Source organism: Candidatus Nitrososphaera gargensis Ga9.2, assembly GCF_000303155.1.
Taxonomy (GTDB): Archaea; Thermoproteota; Nitrososphaeria; order Nitrososphaerales; family Nitrososphaeraceae; genus Nitrososphaera; species Nitrososphaera gargensis.
Genome location: NC_018719.1, coordinates 2,255,377 through 2,273,828, shown reverse-complemented (window position 1 = coordinate 2,273,828; position 18,452 = coordinate 2,255,377). Strand labels below are relative to the sequence as shown.

21 protein-coding genes and 1 pseudogene are annotated in these 18,452 nt (G+C 45.5%); 6 read left to right on the top strand and 16 right to left on the bottom strand.

Features of this window, described 5'->3' with window-relative positions; all coding sequences use genetic code 11:
* Position 1: 1 nt before the first annotated feature.
* The 6 genes from NGAR_RS13680 to NGAR_RS13655 all read right to left on the bottom strand — a co-directional run bounded on the left by NGAR_RS13680 (position 2) and on the right by NGAR_RS13655 (position 7,658).
* Entirely contained in the window at positions 2–1,312 is a 1,311-nt protein-coding gene (locus NGAR_RS13680; protein ID WP_015020367.1) for a restriction endonuclease subunit S, read from the bottom strand.
* Positions 1,309–2,847 carry a class I SAM-dependent DNA methyltransferase gene (locus NGAR_RS13675; protein ID WP_015020366.1) on the bottom strand — a complete coding sequence of 513 codons (1,539 nt, stop codon included), beginning with the start codon at positions 2,845–2,847 and terminating at the stop codon, positions 1,309–1,311. The genes NGAR_RS13680 and NGAR_RS13675 overlap by 4 nt, the downstream gene beginning before the upstream one ends.
* Before the next feature lie 100 nt (positions 2,848–2,947).
* Positions 2,948–4,072: a HEPN domain-containing protein gene (locus tag NGAR_RS13670; protein ID WP_148681492.1), complete on the bottom strand. Its 1,125-nt coding sequence runs from the start codon at positions 4,070–4,072 to the stop codon at positions 2,948–2,950.
* Between the two features lie 82 nt (positions 4,073–4,154).
* Positions 4,155–5,342, bottom strand: a complete 1,188-nt coding sequence (locus tag NGAR_RS13665; RefSeq protein ID WP_187147524.1) for an AlbA family DNA-binding domain-containing protein — start codon at positions 5,340–5,342, stop codon at positions 4,155–4,157.
* A gap of 357 nt (positions 5,343–5,699) precedes the next feature.
* Positions 5,700–6,764 (bottom strand): hypothetical protein, encoded by a 1,065-nt coding sequence (locus NGAR_RS13660; RefSeq protein ID WP_015020363.1) that lies wholly within the window; start codon positions 6,762–6,764, stop codon positions 5,700–5,702.
* Positions 6,765–6,770: 6 nt separating this feature from the next.
* Positions 6,771–7,658, bottom strand: a complete 888-nt coding sequence (locus NGAR_RS13655; RefSeq protein ID WP_015020362.1) for a helix-turn-helix transcriptional regulator — start codon at positions 7,656–7,658, stop codon at positions 6,771–6,773.
* A 167-nt stretch (positions 7,659–7,825) separates the two neighbouring features.
* Between NGAR_RS13655 and NGAR_RS13650 the strand changes: the two genes are divergently transcribed.
* The 3 genes from NGAR_RS13650 to NGAR_RS13640 all read left to right on the top strand — a co-directional run bounded on the left by NGAR_RS13650 (position 7,826) and on the right by NGAR_RS13640 (position 9,841).
* Entirely contained in the window at positions 7,826–8,029 is a 204-nt protein-coding gene (locus NGAR_RS13650) for a hypothetical protein (protein ID WP_148681491.1), read from the top strand.
* An 81-nt stretch (positions 8,030–8,110) separates the two neighbouring features.
* Positions 8,111–8,845, top strand: coding sequence for a class I SAM-dependent methyltransferase (locus NGAR_RS13645; protein WP_015020361.1), 735 nt, complete (start codon positions 8,111–8,113; stop codon positions 8,843–8,845).
* A gap of 342 nt (positions 8,846–9,187) precedes the next feature.
* Positions 9,188–9,841 carry a hypothetical protein gene (locus NGAR_RS13640; RefSeq protein ID WP_015020360.1) on the top strand — a complete coding sequence of 218 codons (654 nt, stop codon included), beginning with the start codon at positions 9,188–9,190 and terminating at the stop codon, positions 9,839–9,841.
* 285 nt (positions 9,842–10,126) lie between these two features.
* Here the strand turns inward: NGAR_RS13640 and NGAR_RS13635 are convergent, their stop codons facing one another.
* The 4 genes from NGAR_RS13635 to NGAR_RS13620 all read right to left on the bottom strand — a co-directional run bounded on the left by NGAR_RS13635 (position 10,127) and on the right by NGAR_RS13620 (position 12,387).
* On the bottom strand, positions 10,127–10,807 hold the full coding sequence (locus NGAR_RS13635) for a hypothetical protein (RefSeq protein WP_148681490.1): 681 nt from the start codon (positions 10,805–10,807) through the stop codon (positions 10,127–10,129).
* 167 nt (positions 10,808–10,974) lie between these two features.
* Complete coding sequence (locus NGAR_RS13630) at positions 10,975–11,184, bottom strand: hypothetical protein (protein ID WP_015020358.1); 210 nt, start codon at positions 11,182–11,184, stop codon at positions 10,975–10,977.
* 81 nt (positions 11,185–11,265) lie between these two features.
* Positions 11,266–11,748, bottom strand: a complete 483-nt coding sequence (locus NGAR_RS13625) for a hypothetical protein (RefSeq protein WP_148681489.1) — start codon at positions 11,746–11,748, stop codon at positions 11,266–11,268.
* Between the two features lie 84 nt (positions 11,749–11,832).
* Positions 11,833–12,387 (bottom strand): hypothetical protein, encoded by a 555-nt coding sequence (locus NGAR_RS13620; RefSeq protein WP_148681488.1) that lies wholly within the window; start codon positions 12,385–12,387, stop codon positions 11,833–11,835.
* Positions 12,388–12,495: 108 nt separating this feature from the next.
* Between NGAR_RS13620 and NGAR_RS13615 the strand changes: the two genes are divergently transcribed.
* Positions 12,496–12,981, top strand: a complete 486-nt coding sequence (locus tag NGAR_RS13615; protein ID WP_015020355.1) for a MarR family winged helix-turn-helix transcriptional regulator — start codon at positions 12,496–12,498, stop codon at positions 12,979–12,981.
* Between the two features lie 12 nt (positions 12,982–12,993).
* On the opposite strand, the gene NGAR_RS13610 is transcribed toward NGAR_RS13615, so the two are convergent.
* The 4 genes and pseudogenes from NGAR_RS13610 to NGAR_RS17845 all read right to left on the bottom strand — a co-directional run bounded on the left by NGAR_RS13610 (position 12,994) and on the right by NGAR_RS17845 (position 15,013).
* Positions 12,994–13,713: a hypothetical protein gene (locus tag NGAR_RS13610; RefSeq protein ID WP_148681487.1), complete on the bottom strand. Its 720-nt coding sequence runs from the start codon at positions 13,711–13,713 to the stop codon at positions 12,994–12,996.
* An 81-nt stretch (positions 13,714–13,794) separates the two neighbouring features.
* A pseudogene (locus NGAR_RS18920) lies at positions 13,795–14,313 on the bottom strand (SIMPL domain-containing protein); the annotation flags it as partial.
* 31 nt (positions 14,314–14,344) lie between these two features.
* The gene (locus tag NGAR_RS18915) at positions 14,345–14,794 is read right to left on the bottom strand and encodes an SIMPL domain-containing protein (RefSeq protein WP_015020352.1); all 450 of its coding nucleotides are present in this window, start codon (positions 14,792–14,794) and stop codon (positions 14,345–14,347) included.
* A 63-nt stretch (positions 14,795–14,857) separates the two neighbouring features.
* Positions 14,858–15,013: a hypothetical protein gene (locus NGAR_RS17845; protein WP_187147523.1), complete on the bottom strand. Its 156-nt coding sequence runs from the start codon at positions 15,011–15,013 to the stop codon at positions 14,858–14,860.
* Positions 15,014–15,489: 476 nt separating this feature from the next.
* Here NGAR_RS17845 and NGAR_RS13595 point away from each other — a divergent pair, with 476 nt between their 5' ends.
* Together NGAR_RS13595 and NGAR_RS19130 are read left to right on the top strand one after the other, a co-directional pair.
* Complete coding sequence (locus tag NGAR_RS13595) at positions 15,490–15,771, top strand: hypothetical protein (protein WP_015020351.1); 282 nt, start codon at positions 15,490–15,492, stop codon at positions 15,769–15,771.
* Positions 15,772–15,888: 117 nt separating this feature from the next.
* The gene (locus tag NGAR_RS19130) at positions 15,889–16,428 is read left to right on the top strand and encodes a 4Fe-4S dicluster domain-containing protein (protein WP_015020350.1); all 540 of its coding nucleotides are present in this window, start codon (positions 15,889–15,891) and stop codon (positions 16,426–16,428) included.
* 61 nt (positions 16,429–16,489) lie between these two features.
* Here the strand turns inward: NGAR_RS19130 and NGAR_RS13585 are convergent, their stop codons facing one another.
* Together NGAR_RS13585 and NGAR_RS13580 are read right to left on the bottom strand one after the other, a co-directional pair.
* Positions 16,490–16,849 (bottom strand): DUF488 domain-containing protein, encoded by a 360-nt coding sequence (locus NGAR_RS13585; protein WP_015020349.1) that lies wholly within the window; start codon positions 16,847–16,849, stop codon positions 16,490–16,492.
* A 61-nt stretch (positions 16,850–16,910) separates the two neighbouring features.
* Complete coding sequence (locus NGAR_RS13580; protein WP_015020348.1) at positions 16,911–18,320, bottom strand: multicopper oxidase domain-containing protein; 1,410 nt, start codon at positions 18,318–18,320, stop codon at positions 16,911–16,913.
* Positions 18,321–18,452 lie beyond the last annotated feature (132 nt).

The window sequence follows — 18,452 nt, the reverse complement described above, 5'->3', positions numbered from 1 at the left end:
TTCATTGAGCCTCCACAGGGACTCGGATTTTTCCAGACATTAGTTTTGGGAGTAGCGAATCCCGTATATTCTGGAGTGTATAAGAATGACGAATGTTCGTGGACATGTGTGAATAAATCATTCTCGCATATCCATCGAAACGACTTAGAAGGGATTTTGGAGGAACAAGGATTCCCATTGTACGAAAATTGGATTTACTTATCTCTCTAAAAGTAGTTCCATTCGCTCTATTCTCAATCTTCTCCATATTGAATTTGCACCAATTGAGCATGAAATAACTTGAAAGTGACTGGGTACAAACCATTGCAATGATTCCTTGATTCACGGCAGTGGCGATATCTGAAATTGCGAGATAGCCTATGGGTGCACGAGATGACATGAGCAAGGTTCCGCGTGGATATTTTCGTGAGCCAATAGCGTCTAACCCTTTAGTGGTTATCTTCCTTTGCGTATCTACTAAAATTGGTGATGTCAGCGAGGACATATCCTTGGGTGTTGCCCAATTTATGTCCCCTCCATCCCAGTATGAGGATTCAGACGTACTTGGAGTGCTTCCTCCGCCAACTTCAATTTCATGACCTATTGATGATATCCTCCATCCTTTAGGTATGGTTCCTATATCGGAGTTGATCATTTCCCCTCCAGACGATTTATACGGCTTGCCTTCCTCGTTTGGAAATTCAAAGTCGATGAACCAGTGCTTGAAGATCGCTCTGCCCATTTCTTCAAGGGTTTTGTTCATCTGCTGGTTCAGCTCGATTTTGGAGTCAAGATCGGATAGAATTCTAACAATAGAGTGCTGCTCATGAAGCGGCGGAATCCCCAATTTCAATTCATTGAATGTTTTTGTTGTAATTGTATCAAAAATGGTACCATATGACGCTGATTGTATTTTATCAACGGAATCCTTGAGTTTGTAATACAAAAATAAAGGAATAGTTTGTTTCTTTGCGACTAGACCATAACAAGTTTGATTGAATGACATTGGTTCACCCAATAAGGCTAGTTTTCCAACTGTTCCTCTTGATGTTATCACCAAAGTATCTTTAGGAAATATCTTTGCATTACTATTTTCGATGCCTGTATTTGTAATCGTTCTTTCAGTATTGCAAATATATCTTGATCTACAATTTGAAACATCCTTTGCAGATGCCCATTTTATTTCTCCATTCCAATACTCTCCAACTTCCGTTTTTGGAGTACCCCCGATGTATATGTCTGCTAGATCACTTACACTTGCAACTTCCCATTCTTCGGGAATCTTTCCTATCTCTGTTTCTTTGAATTTCGTTTTTGTCTTTTCCTTCATCATATTCTATACCCTATGCTTGCCAGATTCTTCTTTATCTCCTCGTCAAGCCTCCTGCCTTCTTCCATCTGCTTTGCCAGCTCAGACGTCAGCCGGTTCATCTTTTCTTCAAACTCTTCATCGTCTTCCTCCTCTTCTTCCGCGCCCACATACCTGCCAGGAGTCAAAATCCACTGTTGCTTTCTTACTTCTTCAAGAGTGGCGGACTTGCAAAAGCCGGGAATGTCTTCATACTTTTTGTCCTTCAGCTCACCCCTCCATGCGTGATAAGTGTCTGAAATCTTCTTGATATCCTCGTCGGTCAGCTCCCTGTGCCTCCTGTCGATCATCACGCCCATCATGCGGGCGTCAATGAAAAGTATCTGTCCATTTCTGGCTCTGAATTTGTGGTTCCCTTTATTGCGCGACAGAAACCAAAGACAAGCAGGAATCATTGTGTTGTAGAACAATTGCGACGGCAGAGCAACCATGCAGTCAACTAGGTCAGCTTCTATGATGTTCTTGCGGATTTCTCCCTCGCCAGAGGTATTTGAAGACATCGAACCGTTGGCCAGAACAAAGCCAGCAACACCTGCCGGAGAAAGGTGATGTATGAAATGCTGCACCCATGCAAAGTTCGCATTATTTTTCGGAGGCACGCCAAACTTCCACCTTGCATCTTCCTGCAGGTGCTCTCCTCCCCAGTCGCTGTCATTGAAAGGAGGGTTTGCCAAGATAAAGTCTGCTCGTAGATCCTTGAACTGGTCGTCGCGGAAAGAATCGCCCCACTCTATTTTGGTTGCATCAATTCCCCTTATTGCCAGGTTCATCTTGCACAGCCGCCATGTAGTCTGGTTACTTTCCTGACCGTAGATAGAAATGTCGCCTATCCTGCCGCCATGTGCTTCAATGAACTTCTCGCTTTGCACAAACATTCCTCCAGAGCCGCAGCATGGGTCGAAAATCCTTCCCTTGAATGGCTCCAGCATCTCCACCAAAAGTTTGACTATGCTTCTTGGTGTATAGAACTGGCCGCCCTTCTTGCCTTCTGCGTCTGCGAATTGGCCAAGAAAGTATTCATAGACTCTGCCAAGGACATCCTTGCTTCTATTCTCTTTATCGCCAAGGCCTATCGTGCCAATGAGGTCTATAAGCTCGCCCAGCCTCTGCTTGTTCAGCCCAGGCCTTGAGTAATTCTTTAGAAGGACGCCTTTGAGTGACCTGTTGTCCCTTTCGATAAGGTCCATCGCTTCATCAATCAGCTTGCCGATTTCTGGTTTCTTGGCATTCTTTTGCAGGTAATCCCATCTAGCTTCCTTTGGAACCCAGAACGCTCGCCTAGCCAAGTATTCGTCAATGTCTTCAGGGTCAGACGTCTTGTCCTTCTTTACCTCTTCATAGACCTCGTTAAAGGCGTCTGAGATATACTTTAGAAATATCAATCCAAGGACGACATGCTTGTATTCGGCAGCATCCATGTTGCTCCTGAGCTTGTCAGCAGCAAGCCAGAGTTTCTGCTCAAAGCCTAAGTCGCCGCTATTTCCATTTGTTGTCTTCATTTCAATCAGCGTGAGGACTATAGAGACGATTATCGCACAATTATAAAAATTCGACCTTACTGATTATAGGTGGATATAAGGTTACCACGATTCAGTTAGTTCATGTCTTCATTGTTTTCAAGATTAACTTTATTGTCTGACACGCTTTATCACATTCATCGATAAGGATATTCGCCTTTTCCCGGCGCTCAAGATAGATGTCTTCAGATGTTCTTGCATCGATTGGTTGAAGGTATCTTCCAAATTCTTCGTGAGGAAACATGAACAACATAACATAAGCTATTGAAGCGATATACCCCATCCATATCAAATTAATTCGAAAGAAGGGAAACAGCATCCTTGCGCCCTTTATATTGGCGACCTTGGTGTCATACCTCAGCTTCTGAACTTGTTTGATCACGCCTTCTGGAGAAAAAAGCCTGATTAGAATAGGCCACATTCCCTGTTCTCGTACCAAGTCTTCAATTGCCGCATCATATGCTCCAGAATTTCTGTCGTGCATGAAAAGAAAAACAAGATCAGGCGGTAGGCCGGCTTTTTTCAAGATATCCTGCGCTCTCCCTTTTGCGTAGATCAAATGTCGTTCGTTACCTGTTTTCTCTAATACAAGTGTTAACTTCGCAACCAGATTCTTGACAAATTGTACGCTTGACAATTGGAAATTGGTAGAGGTCCCTCCCGGTTGGCCTGCAGCTCTCAGTTTTGATATGAAGTCCTTGATCTTTTGATCCTCGATGTCCATTTGCAATGAAAGCTTCCACAGCTCTTTCTTTCTGTGAAGAGCCTCTTTAGAATCGACCTTTGATCCCTTTGGATCAACATAATCTACAAACTCCCTCACTGTCTTGGCGGCATCAACAATATCATTTAGTGATTGGTCAAAATCTAAATTGCCCGTTTTTGCAACTTTTTTCGCCTGCGATTCTATGAATCCAAATGATGTGTAGATTAATTCCGCGACGGGAAAGTGGGTGTGTACTGGATCTCCCACTCGAGACCTATCTCTGACAAAGACAATTTCTGATTTGCTGTCACTTGATTCTTTTAATCGCAAGTACCTCTCAAGTTCAAACTTGAACATGCAAGCTTTGACAGCCATCTCCAATGCCTGTTGTGCATGATAAAGGGATAATCCAACATAGTTCTTGTCGAGCTGATTTCTGAGCAAATGGGCAACTTCCATGTTCTTTTCTGAGTTTAGCCAGAATTGCTCCCACCGTTCCATGATATTAAGACGGAAGGTGGCAACTAAAAAATGCAATTAGCAGAAATAGACCAAAGCTATACCTGTTCATGAGGTGATTTGACTACAGCCATGGGCTTCTGTTATTGTTGTTGCCTCTTCTTGCGTAGATCTCGTCAAGTTCAGCCGGTGTAATTGCTCTATCCGATGCCCCATGCCTTATCAATATTCCTTTGTCTCTTAGATAGTAGGGCTTGCTCTGACCGCTGTAGATTGTAATCGCTATGACTACCTGTTTCTTATCATCTAGCGTTTGACCCTCTAATTCAACTCGTTGAACACTGAATTTGATATTGCTAGGCTGTATGTTGCTTCGAATTCTGCTTGCCAGCTTGTCTCTAAGTTTGTCCACATCTTCATTATATCCAACAATCTTGCCGTAATTATCGACACCTAAAAGAATCATTCCGCCTTCAGCATTTGCAAATGAGACTACTGGCTCTAGGAAATCCTCACCCGCTGTTTGCTTGAACTCGATCTTCTCATTCTCGCCTCGTTGTATTAATTCAATGATTTGGTTAGAAGGCATTTCAACAATTACATCCTCATTATACTGCGTCCAATCGAGGTGATGCTCCCTAAGATCCAGTACGTCATCCCTATTATCCAATATACAAGCAGTAACTATGTCAGGTTCAAAGTCAACTTCTGTGCTAACAACTGACGATGAAAGTGACAGATCTTCAGACTGGTAAGATTGCCGTCCCTTAGCTAGATAGATCTTTGCCACCAGATTTTCAAGCGGTGCAGATTTTGATTCCACTGTTAAAGATACCTTCTTGCCAGAGATTACAAGCCTGTCAATTCTAGCCTTAAAGTCTGGCACCACTACGATCATCTGGTACATGTTTGAATGATGACCAATGCTAGAGGAAAGGTCAAGAAATTCAGTGATTCCCACATACATATCAGGATAGAGTGGAAGCCCTCTTTTTGCCAGTACCTGATAGCTTGCGTTAATTTGAAATTCGGGGATCTTGAAAGTAGCATACAGACACGGCCACTGGTGATATCCCCATGCATACTGTGATTTGCTATTTAGAAGGTAACAATCTGCATTTTGAGTAAACGACAGCTTTGGCCGCTTATCAGGAGGGTCAAAACTATTCTCAGAAGCGATTGAACTGAGCATTGATAGTACAGAATCCATATTGAGCTTGTAAGAACACATGACAAAATCCCCATAGTCATTAGTAGATTCATTTCTTTCGTGGGCAGCATCATCCTTGTAAGATAGTTCTAATTTTGCCATAAGTGGTCTTGGTATTCCCTGTACATTGATATAACAAACTTTCAGGATAGCTCCGCCATACTCTGAACGTCTGCCAATGATGTAATCGGAAACAAACTTGGCAATGATAGAAGTCGAACCATACATACTCTTGCGATACGAAGAAGTCAAGGATCAAGATCTGTGGAAAGTCCTATTAATATTCACTCGTTATTAGTCGCTAGTTATTGTCATATTCTAGCCGGAAACTCTAGTAGCGAGATTTGCCCCTAGACTTTGCAGTAGCAGGATGATCCTGTATGCTTTGCAAAAAGTAACTCGTCAATGTCTGGAGTGCCTGGTCAACTTTGGAAGAGCGGATGGTTTGTGTAGTCAGTCTTACACTTTTTGCCTGATCTTTTGAACCAGTTCAGATGAATTATTGATGAGCTCTAAGTAGCCAATCTTAGTTGCAAGCATCGATGTTTGAGCCCCTCTTTCAAACTGATCCTTCGCTTTTCTTTCTGATTTGAGCCAATCCAACATGTTATCAGAACTATCAAGTATTTCCATAACGCTATAGTTTTCGCTAGCAGAGATTTGTCTGATATATTCTAGTATTTCATCAAGGTTAGCACTCTCCCAATATCTCAGATCGCTGATAGCTTTGATAAATTCCGGTATAGCAAATTCCAATTCAGCATCGGTATATCGTTTCCCTAATCTGAAAATCTTGCTTGCGATAGTGTGTTCTATTACTGTGACTTTGGCTTCAACAGGAGTCAGTCCTGCCTCCGGATTTACTAGCGGTTCTACAACGGTTGCTTTAGATGGGAATTTGGGATCGCCGCTTTCTGAAAAACCTATCTCGATCCTTACGTCTTCTATCTTGCCAAATTTGCCTCCATACATGCTCTTGAGCTTCATTACTTCTTTATCGGTCAATCCGTTCATTTCCTTTCTAAGATATTCGTGGGCATCCCTTCCTATGGTAAGTGCATGTACGCTCCGTTTCAGAGAGAGCATGTTAGGAAAGTGATCCTTTTCCCTATCAAAGTAAATGAGGCCTACCTCAAACTTTTTTCCATTGATCTCTATGGGCGTAACCTTGCCACTTTTCCGGAGACTGTCGTTAATAGGTTCAATGATCTTGGTCATTACTTCTTGTTTTGTTCTGGCAGGAAATTGTAATTGTGTATCTACATCAAATGAAAAACGAGGAGAATCACACAGCTGTATCCAATTCAGAAGTGTTCCCCCACCAAATGAAAGTTCATCGTTAGCCATGGTTGCAAGAATCGAAAAGGTATCAAATGTAAGTATATCCCTCTCAACCATTGAAACAAGTGGCCCTGTAAGATGTGCCCTCCAACCTTTTTTCTCTGCTATCTGCTTGTAGCTTTGAATATTCATGATTTTCGGATCTGCTTGAAAGAGGAATCGAAAGATCTGAATCTTGCTCAACTTGGGTTACTTTTGAAAGTTTGGTAAGGCATTATTTAACATCTGAATTTGTTCTGGCCGGTATGTCTCATTAGGAAAAAGTGTAGGTAGGATCTGGGCCTTTAAATCACTTGAAAAGAATCCATCTATATCATTCCGAATAGCACGTTTTTGAAACTCCTTAGATGAATAATCTTTCAAGAACCTATCTTTTAGACTTAGAGCTCTATAAGCTCTTGAAGCGCCTCTAATATCTGACAATTTATTCAGTTTCTTTATGTCTATAGAAGAGGTTCTGGCTAGCAATACTCTGATTACTTCTGTGTCTTTAACTGTTTGATAGTATTCAAGCCCGTCAGCCATTGCTTGTTCTATAGAAGCAATTGAAGCACCTGTGTTTGCATCAAACTTGTATTCTCTACCCCACAACGACTCTTTCTTGACAATTACCTTTCCTTCTTTAGTTTCCTTAGCGATGTTTTCCAGAAAGTCAACGGCTTTGGTATTGTTCTTATCTACAATTACCAGCAGGTAATTGGGAACATAAAATACATCATAAGATACCTTAAGTCCTAGTGGCAGTGATATGTAATAATCCGTCATCCTAAGGTTTTTTGCTATCTTTTCTACAACACTATTGCTTTCCATTCGCTGAAGATTATCGAGTATTAATGATCTTAGTCCTTGTGCAATGGGATTATCATTGTAAACATACCCATTCTGTCCTTCGCCTATTTTTACAGGCTTTAGAATATCTGCTCGAGCCAACCGTTTGCATTCTTCGGAAATGGTCCTCTGCGTATATCCAGATACTTTAGCCAAAGCATATGCTGATACAGGCCTAGTATCATCTTTAGCTAGTTCCTCTAGAATGAGCTTCCTTGCTCCAGAACTTAGGATTTCTAACAGAGCCATTTCTACAGCCAGTATATGGGAGACCTACCTTAAAAAGCTATACTCATAGTATATGTTTTTATGGGCACTCTCTAGGACCTAATAGAATTAGGCCTTTATAAGGCTTCGACATTTTCGGCGGAACATTTCGCGCTGTAGTAAAACTTGCCTCATTGTTATAATAGAACATGGGCCTAAAGCATCAGCTCGCAGCGCTTGCTATCATAGTGGTGGGATTGCTGGTGGGAACTCTAGCAGTGCTTAACCCAAACGTACAAGGAGTATTCATGGCCTTGATCCAATGGAACATGCTGGTGACCATTCTTGGGCTTGCATCCGGTTTGGCAGCTGTCATGTTAACGGTAAGCTACCTAGCTAACAAAAAAGAATAGAAGGAAAAACTATGGCATCCCACCGATAGCTGGGACTATCTTTTATAGTTCGTTCGTGTAATTTGTGAGTAACCAAGTCGATTGTTCGATAAGAATTGGAAGCCCACCTTAACCTATCCAGAGAGATATGAGGAGATAGGAGTAGTTGATCATGTTCTTGAATATCTGCGAGCCTCAAACAAAAGAGATATTGTCATTGTGGACATAGGGTGCTCCACTGCGGTGGCTACAAAGCAACTGAAAAATATGTTAGATAATAGTGGAATAAAGAACCGTACTATTGGAATTGATTTATCTCAAACAGTAAGGGAAGAAGCAATGCAGAATGTAGATCTTTTCCTTAACCAAGACGTTATGTATGTTGACTCTACCCTCTATCCCGCGGATATAGTGATATGTTGTAATATGATCTTTTACCTAAATCATCTTAAGAAGGCAGAGGTTATCAGCAAGTGCTCCCAGTTTATGAAAGACGATTCTGTATTGATTACCAACACCCCTTTATTTGAGCAGCCATCTGACTATGCACAACTGAAGCTGTTTTTGAGGGACTATGTTCCAGTCATGCTCACAATTTTTTATAATCCTAAAAGATTCTATGGACGCTATAAGGAGACCGAAAGCATTAGAGTAAAGAGGAGAATGTTTTCCTTTCATGGCAAGAATGAAGCGGTGGCCTATGCAGGAAGAATCATAACAAGTTGGGAAAACCTTCCCCTAGGTCAAAAATTTGGATGGTACATTGAAATGGCTCGTGCTCAGTTCCTAACAAAAGTAAGGCGATTAAAGCCAAGAAGTAAGAAGCGCAAATTCTAATTCATTTGTGGCACTATAATCAAACTTCATGTAGCGTCCGTCATCACCTGTAATTATGAAAACATGATAGAAGATTAGCAAATTCAAACAGCCGGAGAATATTCGATGCCAAAGACGAAAGCCCGTTTCCAAGAGGAAGAAGATACTTCAAGTAGTATGTTATTTTTGTTATGATTGTTATTTGAAAGCCTTTTGCATGAACGAACTCGACGTAATGGCTTTGGCCTCAGGTTATTTGCGAAAAGCTCGGGAATATCCTGAAAGGTATCATTCAGCATCATCGAGTTTGCTAAAAGAGCTTGCTTATCAGCCTTCTTTGCTTAGCATTCGGTCCTACGGCTTATGACAAAAGCATGCATCATAGACGGCTGCAAGAATAAAGGGACGATAGCAAGGAAAGTTGGCATATTCAAAGAGTTGGATGACTTTACAACTGTTGCCTACGTTTGTTCAGCTCACAAGAAGCGACTAAAGTCGGGAGACTCGCTTTTGCGCTTCAATTTCAAAGATTATAGCAAACTCTTGCTGAAAGATAGTAATAAAAAAGCTAGCGAAACCATAGATTACATAGTAGAGCAAGCGGCCTTGGACGACCGCCTCCAGTCTGTTCAGTTGACAATCGATGCTGCAACACACTATGCCAGGCTTGCAGATGCTAAATTTCTATTCGGCTTTTATTATGCAGCTTTGTTTATCTATTCTTCCTTCAAAGGATTTGACACCAATGTGGTTCGTCAAAAAAGGGTCAAAGAGATAAGAGCAAAGATGAGTCTGAAAGAACCGTATCCCGAAAGAGAACATCCAAGTATTGCCAATGAGCCAACGGACATTTGCAAGTGCGGACACCAAGAGATAATGCACGAATTTGGCCAGCCTCGCGGCGAATGTTACACTTGTCTATGTCCAAGATACGAATATGAACAACGACTTAGCTATACCGAAGTTTCTGACCTGGGAACCTTGCTTTACAGGGAACTCAAAAAGATAAAGGAATAGTGCGTACGCGATGCTACTTCAAGAATCATTCAGGAAAGCTGTCCAATAACATGGTTTTTATTCTTGGATGTCGTAACGGCAGCATAACCAAAAGTTTTAAAGCTAAGCACACTGTATTACGCTTGTGAACACCGAACTACCGAATGAATGTTCGAATCCCACTCCCCGCGCTTATCCTGATTTCAATCATTTTTTACCTGCAGTACAAAGTCAACAGTAATGATGTTTCCTCTGTGCTGAAACTGTCCCCATGTTTTATACAGACCCTGCGATGGAAAGTTGGTCCTAAAAACCACTTTTGGCCCGCCGCGCCATCCTGCATCCACCTCCTCGATAGGATGGACATGGAGAAACCTCTGCATCAGAACTGATGATCACACAATGCCCGCCTGCTGCCATGAGAGGCTCAAGATCAGTAATTGGTCTGCCCTGCGAGTCTGAAAGCTCGAACATGATTTCGGTATCCTTGCCTGCATTGATCCTTTCAGGAACCTTTAGCTGGACCCGATAATGTTTCTGTCCGCCTGCCGCTACAATGTCCTTGGCAAAATTCCTGTCTGCCACAATAGGAATAGGCTGACGAGCTGGCTTGCCGTCAACATTGAGGTCAAACTTTTTTATCAACTGCCCCGCGCCTTTCGGCTTAACATCAACCCACATCCTGTATCTTCCAGCTGCAGGAAAAGTATGAGTAATGGCAAACACCTTCTCCCTATCATTGAACTTTGGATGTACGTGTGCAAAATAGGAAAGGTCATCGCTCACCACAACTAGGTGCATCAGCTTGTCGTGGATAATTTCGAACTGTCCGACTCTGCCGCCTGTCTGCTGCTCAGTTACGATCATGCTTAATTCGGATGACTTACTAGACTGCAGGTTTGCAGGGTCTGTCCACAGGCCGATATCATATCCTCCGCCTTGCGAATGTCCCACATGTGCGTCAGAATGATGCGAGCCTTTTTGCATTACTAAAGTTGTGCAGTTCTTGATAGATAAAGGGTGTATCTTACAATTGTAAAAAAAAACAAAATGTGTACATGCTCTGTCTAGAATAGATTTTGTTCCAGATGGATACACAGATGTACCTGTATACAAAGAACTGTGTCAAAATGCTATTTGCTAATTGCCGTGTTTTACGTCATCTCTCTTAAGAGACTGCTCCGGTAGTACTTCATTTTCTTGAATAGCTTCTTTCTTCTTCTTGAATCGTCAGAGGAAAAAAGGTGATACCATAACATCCCAGCAGTAATAAATCCCAGTATCCCTGCCGCTGCCGTAAGAGCAGCAAGGTCAGCGCTACTATTATTGTTGTTGTGCAGTCTGTTGCTGCTGTCATGGGGCATACCTTTCTATTTGCACCTTATCCACGATATGATCTAGCCATCATCTTCTTTTTATGCAGTTCTCTTTTTCCATTATTATCATCAAGCAGTAGTAGTGGCCTCTCCTTCGCCTTTTGTCAATTTCTCTCTGGCCTTTTCTGCTGCAACTCGAGTGTCTTCCTTCACCGTTTCAGCTGCCTTTGCAACTCCGGCTGCTGTTTCAGGAGCCGCCTGTCTTGCCTCTTCAGATATTTCACTCACAGTCTGTACTGTGTCCTTTGCAGTCCTTGTAGTCTCGTCGACAGCGGTAGCAGTATCCCTAATAATGCCGCGTTCTTTCAACTCTCTTGCCGTTTGGTTAATCTCCTTTGATGCGTCACGTGCTGCTATCGTCGCCTCCTTGACCGCATCTGTTAATTCTTCTATGGCACCGCTTTCGCGCATGAACCTTACAGTCTCCTTCATCCTAACTGACTCTTCTCTGATTCTTCTGGCTATATCCTTGAGAGTTTGGGCGACCTGCTCTTTGCTCATCATTGCCCTTCGTGCCTGTGCCCCATTTCCCATTGAGGAAGCACTTGTCATATATCAATAATAGATAACTTTACTTAAATAAGATGAGAATAGTTTCTACAACTTCTTAATTTTGTTAAGAAAAGGAAGGGGTTATTATCTAGTGGTAGTAGTTGTTGCCACTGCCGTCCTGGCCGATGTAATGCCCTTTGCCACTCCAAGCCCAAGAATCGCAAGCCCAACGACGACTCCAATAATTGGACCCGGAATGGCAAAGTTCATGTTCGCTAGAGGCAGTATCATAAGGATAATACCGCTTGCTGCCAGCAACCCCGCCACTACGAATGACCTCTGCTTCCACGATATGACAAAGGCAGCTGCTGCAAGTGGAATGATGCCTATGAGCGTCACTGCCGCAAGCCCCGCTGCCGCCATTCCCGCTGGGCTGCCTAGCATGTTATTTCCTAAAATCCCTCGGTTCATTTCCTGCATCTGCGACTCTGACTCTGGCATTGCTTGTGACTGTGAATCCGGCGCTGAGCCGCCGTGCAGCTGTGCCATCGACGAGTGGCCCCCGACTATTCCTTGCACAAGTGACATGAACAGATTGTGGGCTGGCTCCGCATAGGGCGTCTGCAGCAACACTTGAGCACCTAGAACATAAGTCAAGACCAGCGCAAGTGTTGCAGCAGCCAGCCCAACTGATAACATGCATCTGAAGTTTCTCCTGCTGGGTTTAACTCGTTGGCTCATTATCTTAGCCACTAAGATAATTATAAACTAATATATTTATCTGTTTCTCTATCTTGATTACTAGTTATGAAAGAGCGAGAGCAGACTATCCAAGCTATAATTGAGAAGCTTGGCGAAATGTCCGCTGAAACAGTAATGTTCCATCAGGGCGTAGCAGATGTACTCGGCCTTCACATTACTGACCATAAATGCCTGGGTCTTGTCCACCGCTTTGGAGCTATGCCTGCTGGCAGGCTTGCTGAGCTGACTGGCCTGACCACTGGCGCAGTAACAGGAATTATCGACCGCTTGGAACAAGCCGGCTATGTAAAAAGAACAGACGATCCAAAGGATAGGCGCCGGACTATCGTCGAGCCTGTCAGGAACAAGAAACTGGAAAGGAAAATTGAAACGATCTTTGTGCCTCTCCACAAAAGGATGCACAAGCTCTTATCTTCCTACTCTGACAGCGAACTAGATTTTCTTCTTACCGCAACTACAGAACTCATAGCTCAGACACGCGAAGAATCAAGAAGATTACGAGCCGGCGGCAAGGATGAGCATAGAGAATAAGATCAATCTGCCTCACGAGGTATTTTGGACTACTCTAATCGGTATTGATTCAACTGGTCTTATCGGCTCGCCGGAAGAAGCCAGATCTTCGGGAGCTACCGAGAACAGCAACAGGGCATACTCGCCGGGGCTTGCGGGGTTCCAGTAGAGCTCCAGTTCAACGCTGCCGTTTGCGCCAATGTCGCCGTGGAACGTGGCAGCCTGCTGGTACAACAACTGGTCCTGCTCTTCAAAAGTTGCCGAGCTATCGTTCTTGCTGCCTATGCCCATTGTTATAAGGTGGCTTGGCAATGGAGCGTCGTTGGCATTGACGAAGCTGGACTTGATGAACACCGGCCTGTGCATTTCAAACTGCATCTCTGGCACGACGTCGCCAATCGCCTCCCCGGTGATCCCGTCTGATGCTGTGATTGATGCCAGCGTTAGTAGTGCCGGCGATGTTGTTGCCTTTTGCTGTTGCATCATCATGCTGGCATTGTCGCCCTCAGCAGATGGTGGCATTCCATCATCTTCTGCTTGTGTTCTCTCTGCCGCCATGCCTTGGTCTCCTCCAGACTTGTGCTGCACGAGAAGCGATGACGGCTCTGAACTTAGCAAGCCGGCATCTTCTTCTCTGCCGCCAGTTTCAACAGCAGCATTGTTGTTGCTGACAAATGAAAGCGCAAAGACAAACCCGATGGCAGCTGCAATGCCAATCCCTGCCATGCCATAAGTTGGAAACTTGGTCATCACTAACTCCGCGGATCTTTCCTATATTTTTGCATATGCCAAAAAAGAGTTAGAGGATGGACTCCCCATCCAGTATTGCCACGGCTACATTCCATCCACTACCTCGATGTGTGCATCGTGCATCTGGCCGTTGACGTCCCGCACGCTAAACTCCACATGGTATTCGTTTTCGCTGATGTGAACTACCTGATCCATGTGTACATTAAGCTTGTCCTTGATCTGGATGCCAAGCTCGGGCAGTTTCGATAGGAGGAACTCCATCGCTGGCTCTGTCAAGCCAAATGAGCCGCCGCCATCATCCTCGCTGCCTCCTGATGATACTGCTGCGCCGCTCATGTAAAAGACGATGTTGACGGTCATGGATGATACCTGCTGTTCGCCCGGCAGGATTGGAGTTGCCACCGGCTCTGCAGCAGCGATGCCTCGGCTGAACACCGGGAAGTAGACGTAGTTGAGGTTGATAGACTGGATTCTATAGATGCTCATTCCTACCGCTTCGGCTGTGACCTCTGCTCTGTGTCTTGCATTGGCGATTGCGTCGACAATCAGGCTGTCGCGTATTTCTTCCTGCCTTTCAGCAGAGATGAAGAAGTACACTCCGTTGACGTTGTTTGCTCAAGCTTCAATTGCTGTATCAAATTACTTCTCCGGCATCCACGTCGCCATCTGCGTCAAGCGTAATAACAGTGACTGTGTTGACTGCCTTGTAGCTGACCATTTCGCCGCTTACATAGCACTCCGGCGGAACTGGGTTGCCCGGCAGCACCATACATGCGTTTACAGGATCGCTGCGTGAATACACCGGATAGACATTGTACTGCCTTGTGCTGATCTCGTCTTCTGCTGTGCCAAGGTTCCTTAGCGCGGCAATGACTGCTGCGATCAAGTCTGCATTATTTGACGCCGCTTCCCCGGCAATCGTGCCGTTCGTTTCAACTCCCACAGTTACTGAGAACTTGTCTGGCCGCACTTTGGTTATAGCCGTGCCAGAGGTGGAAACCGTCAACGTTCCAAATGGTGCTGAAATCAGCTCACTGGTGTTTGTGCTACTTGTCGGCTCTGCCACGACTGTATTATCATCCACGTAATGGACTACCGACTTTACCTTATCGCAGTCAATGTCATCTATGCTGGTTACGGTTCTTTCCTATCCACCGTTGCTGCTGCCGGTCTGCGCTACTGCCAAGTTTAGCATCTGGCTTCCAATCAAACCGGAAGCCAAGAGCCCAAAAGCAAGTATGCCTGCCAGCGTCACGAACCTGACGTTCTTCTTACTATTATTGTTATTATTATCTGCTGACATTTCTTGTTGCCTTAGTTTAGGACTGTAATATACGTAAAACTACATTTCAGAACGCCAAAACACAGCCAAAAACTAGACGGATGACGAGTTGTAGTAGCACGAGCTGTCGCACAATAATAATAAAAGTCGCCTTCAGTTTTTGAAGCTGGACACAGCCTGTCACGGCTAGCGTTCAAATTACTCTGTTGTGCCTTGAACTAAATGATAAAGGAAGGAACCAGCTCCTTGGAAACGCCAAGTTTGTGTGAAGTATCTCGCCTTGACAGCCACACCTATATGAGGAGCTGGTCCCGCCGGTCTGGCTGTCGTCAAACAGTTGACCCCCATAGGTCATTAGCCCTTGTCAAAACTGTTTTTGATTAATCATAAACTGATTAGAGTGGACACCCGCCGGGGCGATTATTCTGCCAGCCTGTGCGCAATATGAACTCCTGCCCAGCACAATTAATCTTCAAACTCATCAATCTATAGTATCGATGGCAATTCCAGATACTACAAGAATTGATCTAGCAACGTACGAAGGTAAGTACCCGACTTCGCTTTTTAACAAAGGGGTCAGGACTCAAGATGAAGAGCACGTGGGGCACGTGATAAAGGAGACAGGTACCCGGATAATCGTTGACGGCCACTTTGACTATAGGTTCGTAGTTCCAAAGGAAAAGATAATCGCCGTGGGCCGCAACGTGATCCTTGGCATGCGCTTCAATGATGTGTTTGCATACAGGGTAAGCAGGAACGATCCTCTGCCTGAGGATTAGCTTCTCCATCTCTCTATTTTTACCGCCCTGTCTGGGGAGCCTTTATGCAACAATGAGCGCAGTTGATTGCTATGTACACTACAACCATTATAGACCCTGTTGTACAGATCTCTCTCTATGCCGATCGATCCCGAGTTTCCGAGAAAGCATGAAGTAATTGGCAAGCACCAGCATGCAGATGGCGAGCATTTTCATTTTGTATGGGGCCCGGGGAGGTCCGACGCAGAGACCTCTACCAACGAAGAGGTACAGGCAGCGTACAAGGCCCGGGGTGAGGAGTACATGCCGCTTGGAGTGCACGGCACGATGGTGGCAGTCGACTGGGACTCGTGCATAGCTGACGGCGCGTGCATCGAAGCCTGCCCCGTGCAGGTGTTCCAGTGGTATAGGACCGAGCAGGACGTGCCGGCAATACAGATGCAGAACGCCACTAGTGCGGGAACGGGCAGCACTGTCAAGGAAGAGCGCAAGGACTACACCGACAAGTCTGATCCTATAAGGGAGCACGACTGCATATGGTGCATGGCATGCGTCTCTGTATGTCCTCCCCAAGCAATTAAGGTAGACCAGTCGAATCTAGAGTTCCATGAAAAGGCTTCAGGAACGTTCAACGAAGCTTTGGCAAAGGGAAGCGCACCACCACCTCATGCGCACTGACCTCCAAAGCGAATCATACACGAACCGGCGCAATAGTAGTAGAGTAGGTAGGTAGTAGTAGTCACGCAGTTCTTTCCAGATACTCTTTCAGAGCCACAGCATTGTTGTACAGCTGGTCTTTAGCACCATACAAAAGGGTCACAACGCCGACCTCCGCTTCTTTGGTGCGTATCTGTTGTAGGAGGTCTTTTTTATCATGCTTTGCAAATTCTTGAAAATATCTTGATTTGAACTCGCCCCATCTTTCAGGCCGGTGGTTGAACCAGCGCCTCAGACTATCGCTTGGGGCAACATCTTTGAGCCACATGTCTACTTCTGCGTCACTTTTGCTGATGCCTCTAGGCCAGAGCCTGTCCACTAGGATCCTGTACCCGTCATCTTTTGAAGGCAGGTCGTACACCCGCTTTGTGAGGATCGTCAACCGGATCACTTAATGCTGCTCAAAAAGAAAAATATTTTTGGAGGAGTACTTAGTAGCCTCATTACTTCTTTTCCTCGACCTGAACGGTGCCCTCCATCCATGGATGCAACGTGCAGTAGTATTCGTACGTCCCGGCCTCTGTGAACGTGTACTTGAAACTCTGGCCTTTCATGATATAGCCCGAGCTAAAGGTTCCGTCCGTGGAATCCACAGTATGGGGGATGGAATCGTTGTTTGTCCATGTGATGGTGTCGCCTGTACGCGCTAAGACTGTTTCCGGAGTGAACGTGTTGCCAGAAGACCTTACTCCTGAGTCCTGCGAGATGAGTATCTCTGTGGTTTCTGTCGATTCACTGCCTGCGTCTTCTGCGGCTGGCAGCCCGTGGTGGCCTACTCTTTCATTGCCGCCAGCGGCTGGGCTGAACGAGACCTTGCCGCCGGCGTCTGCCTTTTGCAGATCCTTTATCAGCTTGTTCTGCCACGGCACCATGTCGATAGATTTTGATCTGGCGACGTCCACGCCGTCCACCGCGTCCACGCCTGCATCCGTCACATCAAAGTAGGCCATCGTCCCCTTCTCTTCAGGCATGCCGTGCAGGTGGAAGAGGTACCTGCCTTCCCACGGCCACCTTGCCTCAAATATGGCAGCGTTGCCCGCGCCAACCTCCCATGTCTGCACCTTCAGTGGTTGGTTCTCCAAGATTCCAGAGGGGTACGTGTCAAATATCGTGCCGTGTATGTGGAACCCAAACGCCGGCGAGCCTCCAAGGTTGACGTAGTATATCCTCACCGTCTCGTTCGTCCTTGCCGGGAGCGGGTTGTTCCAGTACTGGTCAGCATAGCCATTGAACAGTATGTATTCCGGCTGATCTGTCATCTGGTTTTCAGTGTCGTATTCGCCGGTTACAATGACGTACTCCCTTGCTGGCGGCAGCGGGGTCTCTGGGTCGACAATGAATGCGCCGTACAGCCCCATTCTTATGTGCTGCGAAACAGGCATCACATGGCAGTGGTACATGAGCGCGCCGGCGGGCCCTGCAACAAAGTCATAGGTGTACGTTCCGTTTGGCTGCACTTCTTGAAAAACACCGTCATCCTGCTCGTCGTGGTCGCCGTGCAGGTGGATGGTGTGCGGAAGCGGCGTTTCATTGATAAAGTGCAGGACTACCCTGTCTCCTTCAGTGGCCCTGAGGGTGGGGCCGGGGATCGTCCCATTGTATGTCCACGCAGGGACGCGGACATCCGGCGCAATCTCTAGTGTAGTCTCTTGCGCTATCAGAGTGTAATGTATTGTCGTCTTTTCTTCGCGTGCGGCTGCGTGCATGTGATCATCGTCGCCATTTCCGGCGGCGGTGATTGCGCCAGCTATTGATACCAGTGCAGCGGCGATTCCTGCCATAACAAGCGCGGACGCCAGCGCCGCGGATATGACCAGCTTCTTGCTCTTTTTCCCATAATATCTCCATCCCATGCGGGTTTGTCGCAGGCCTGTCCTTTTATGGAGGACGTTTATGTTGCAAATGATGCAGGTGCACCGGGTACCGACAGCTTCGCCGCGGTGCGATCAGATTGCAATGCAATGTGTGTTCGTTCACCAAGACCT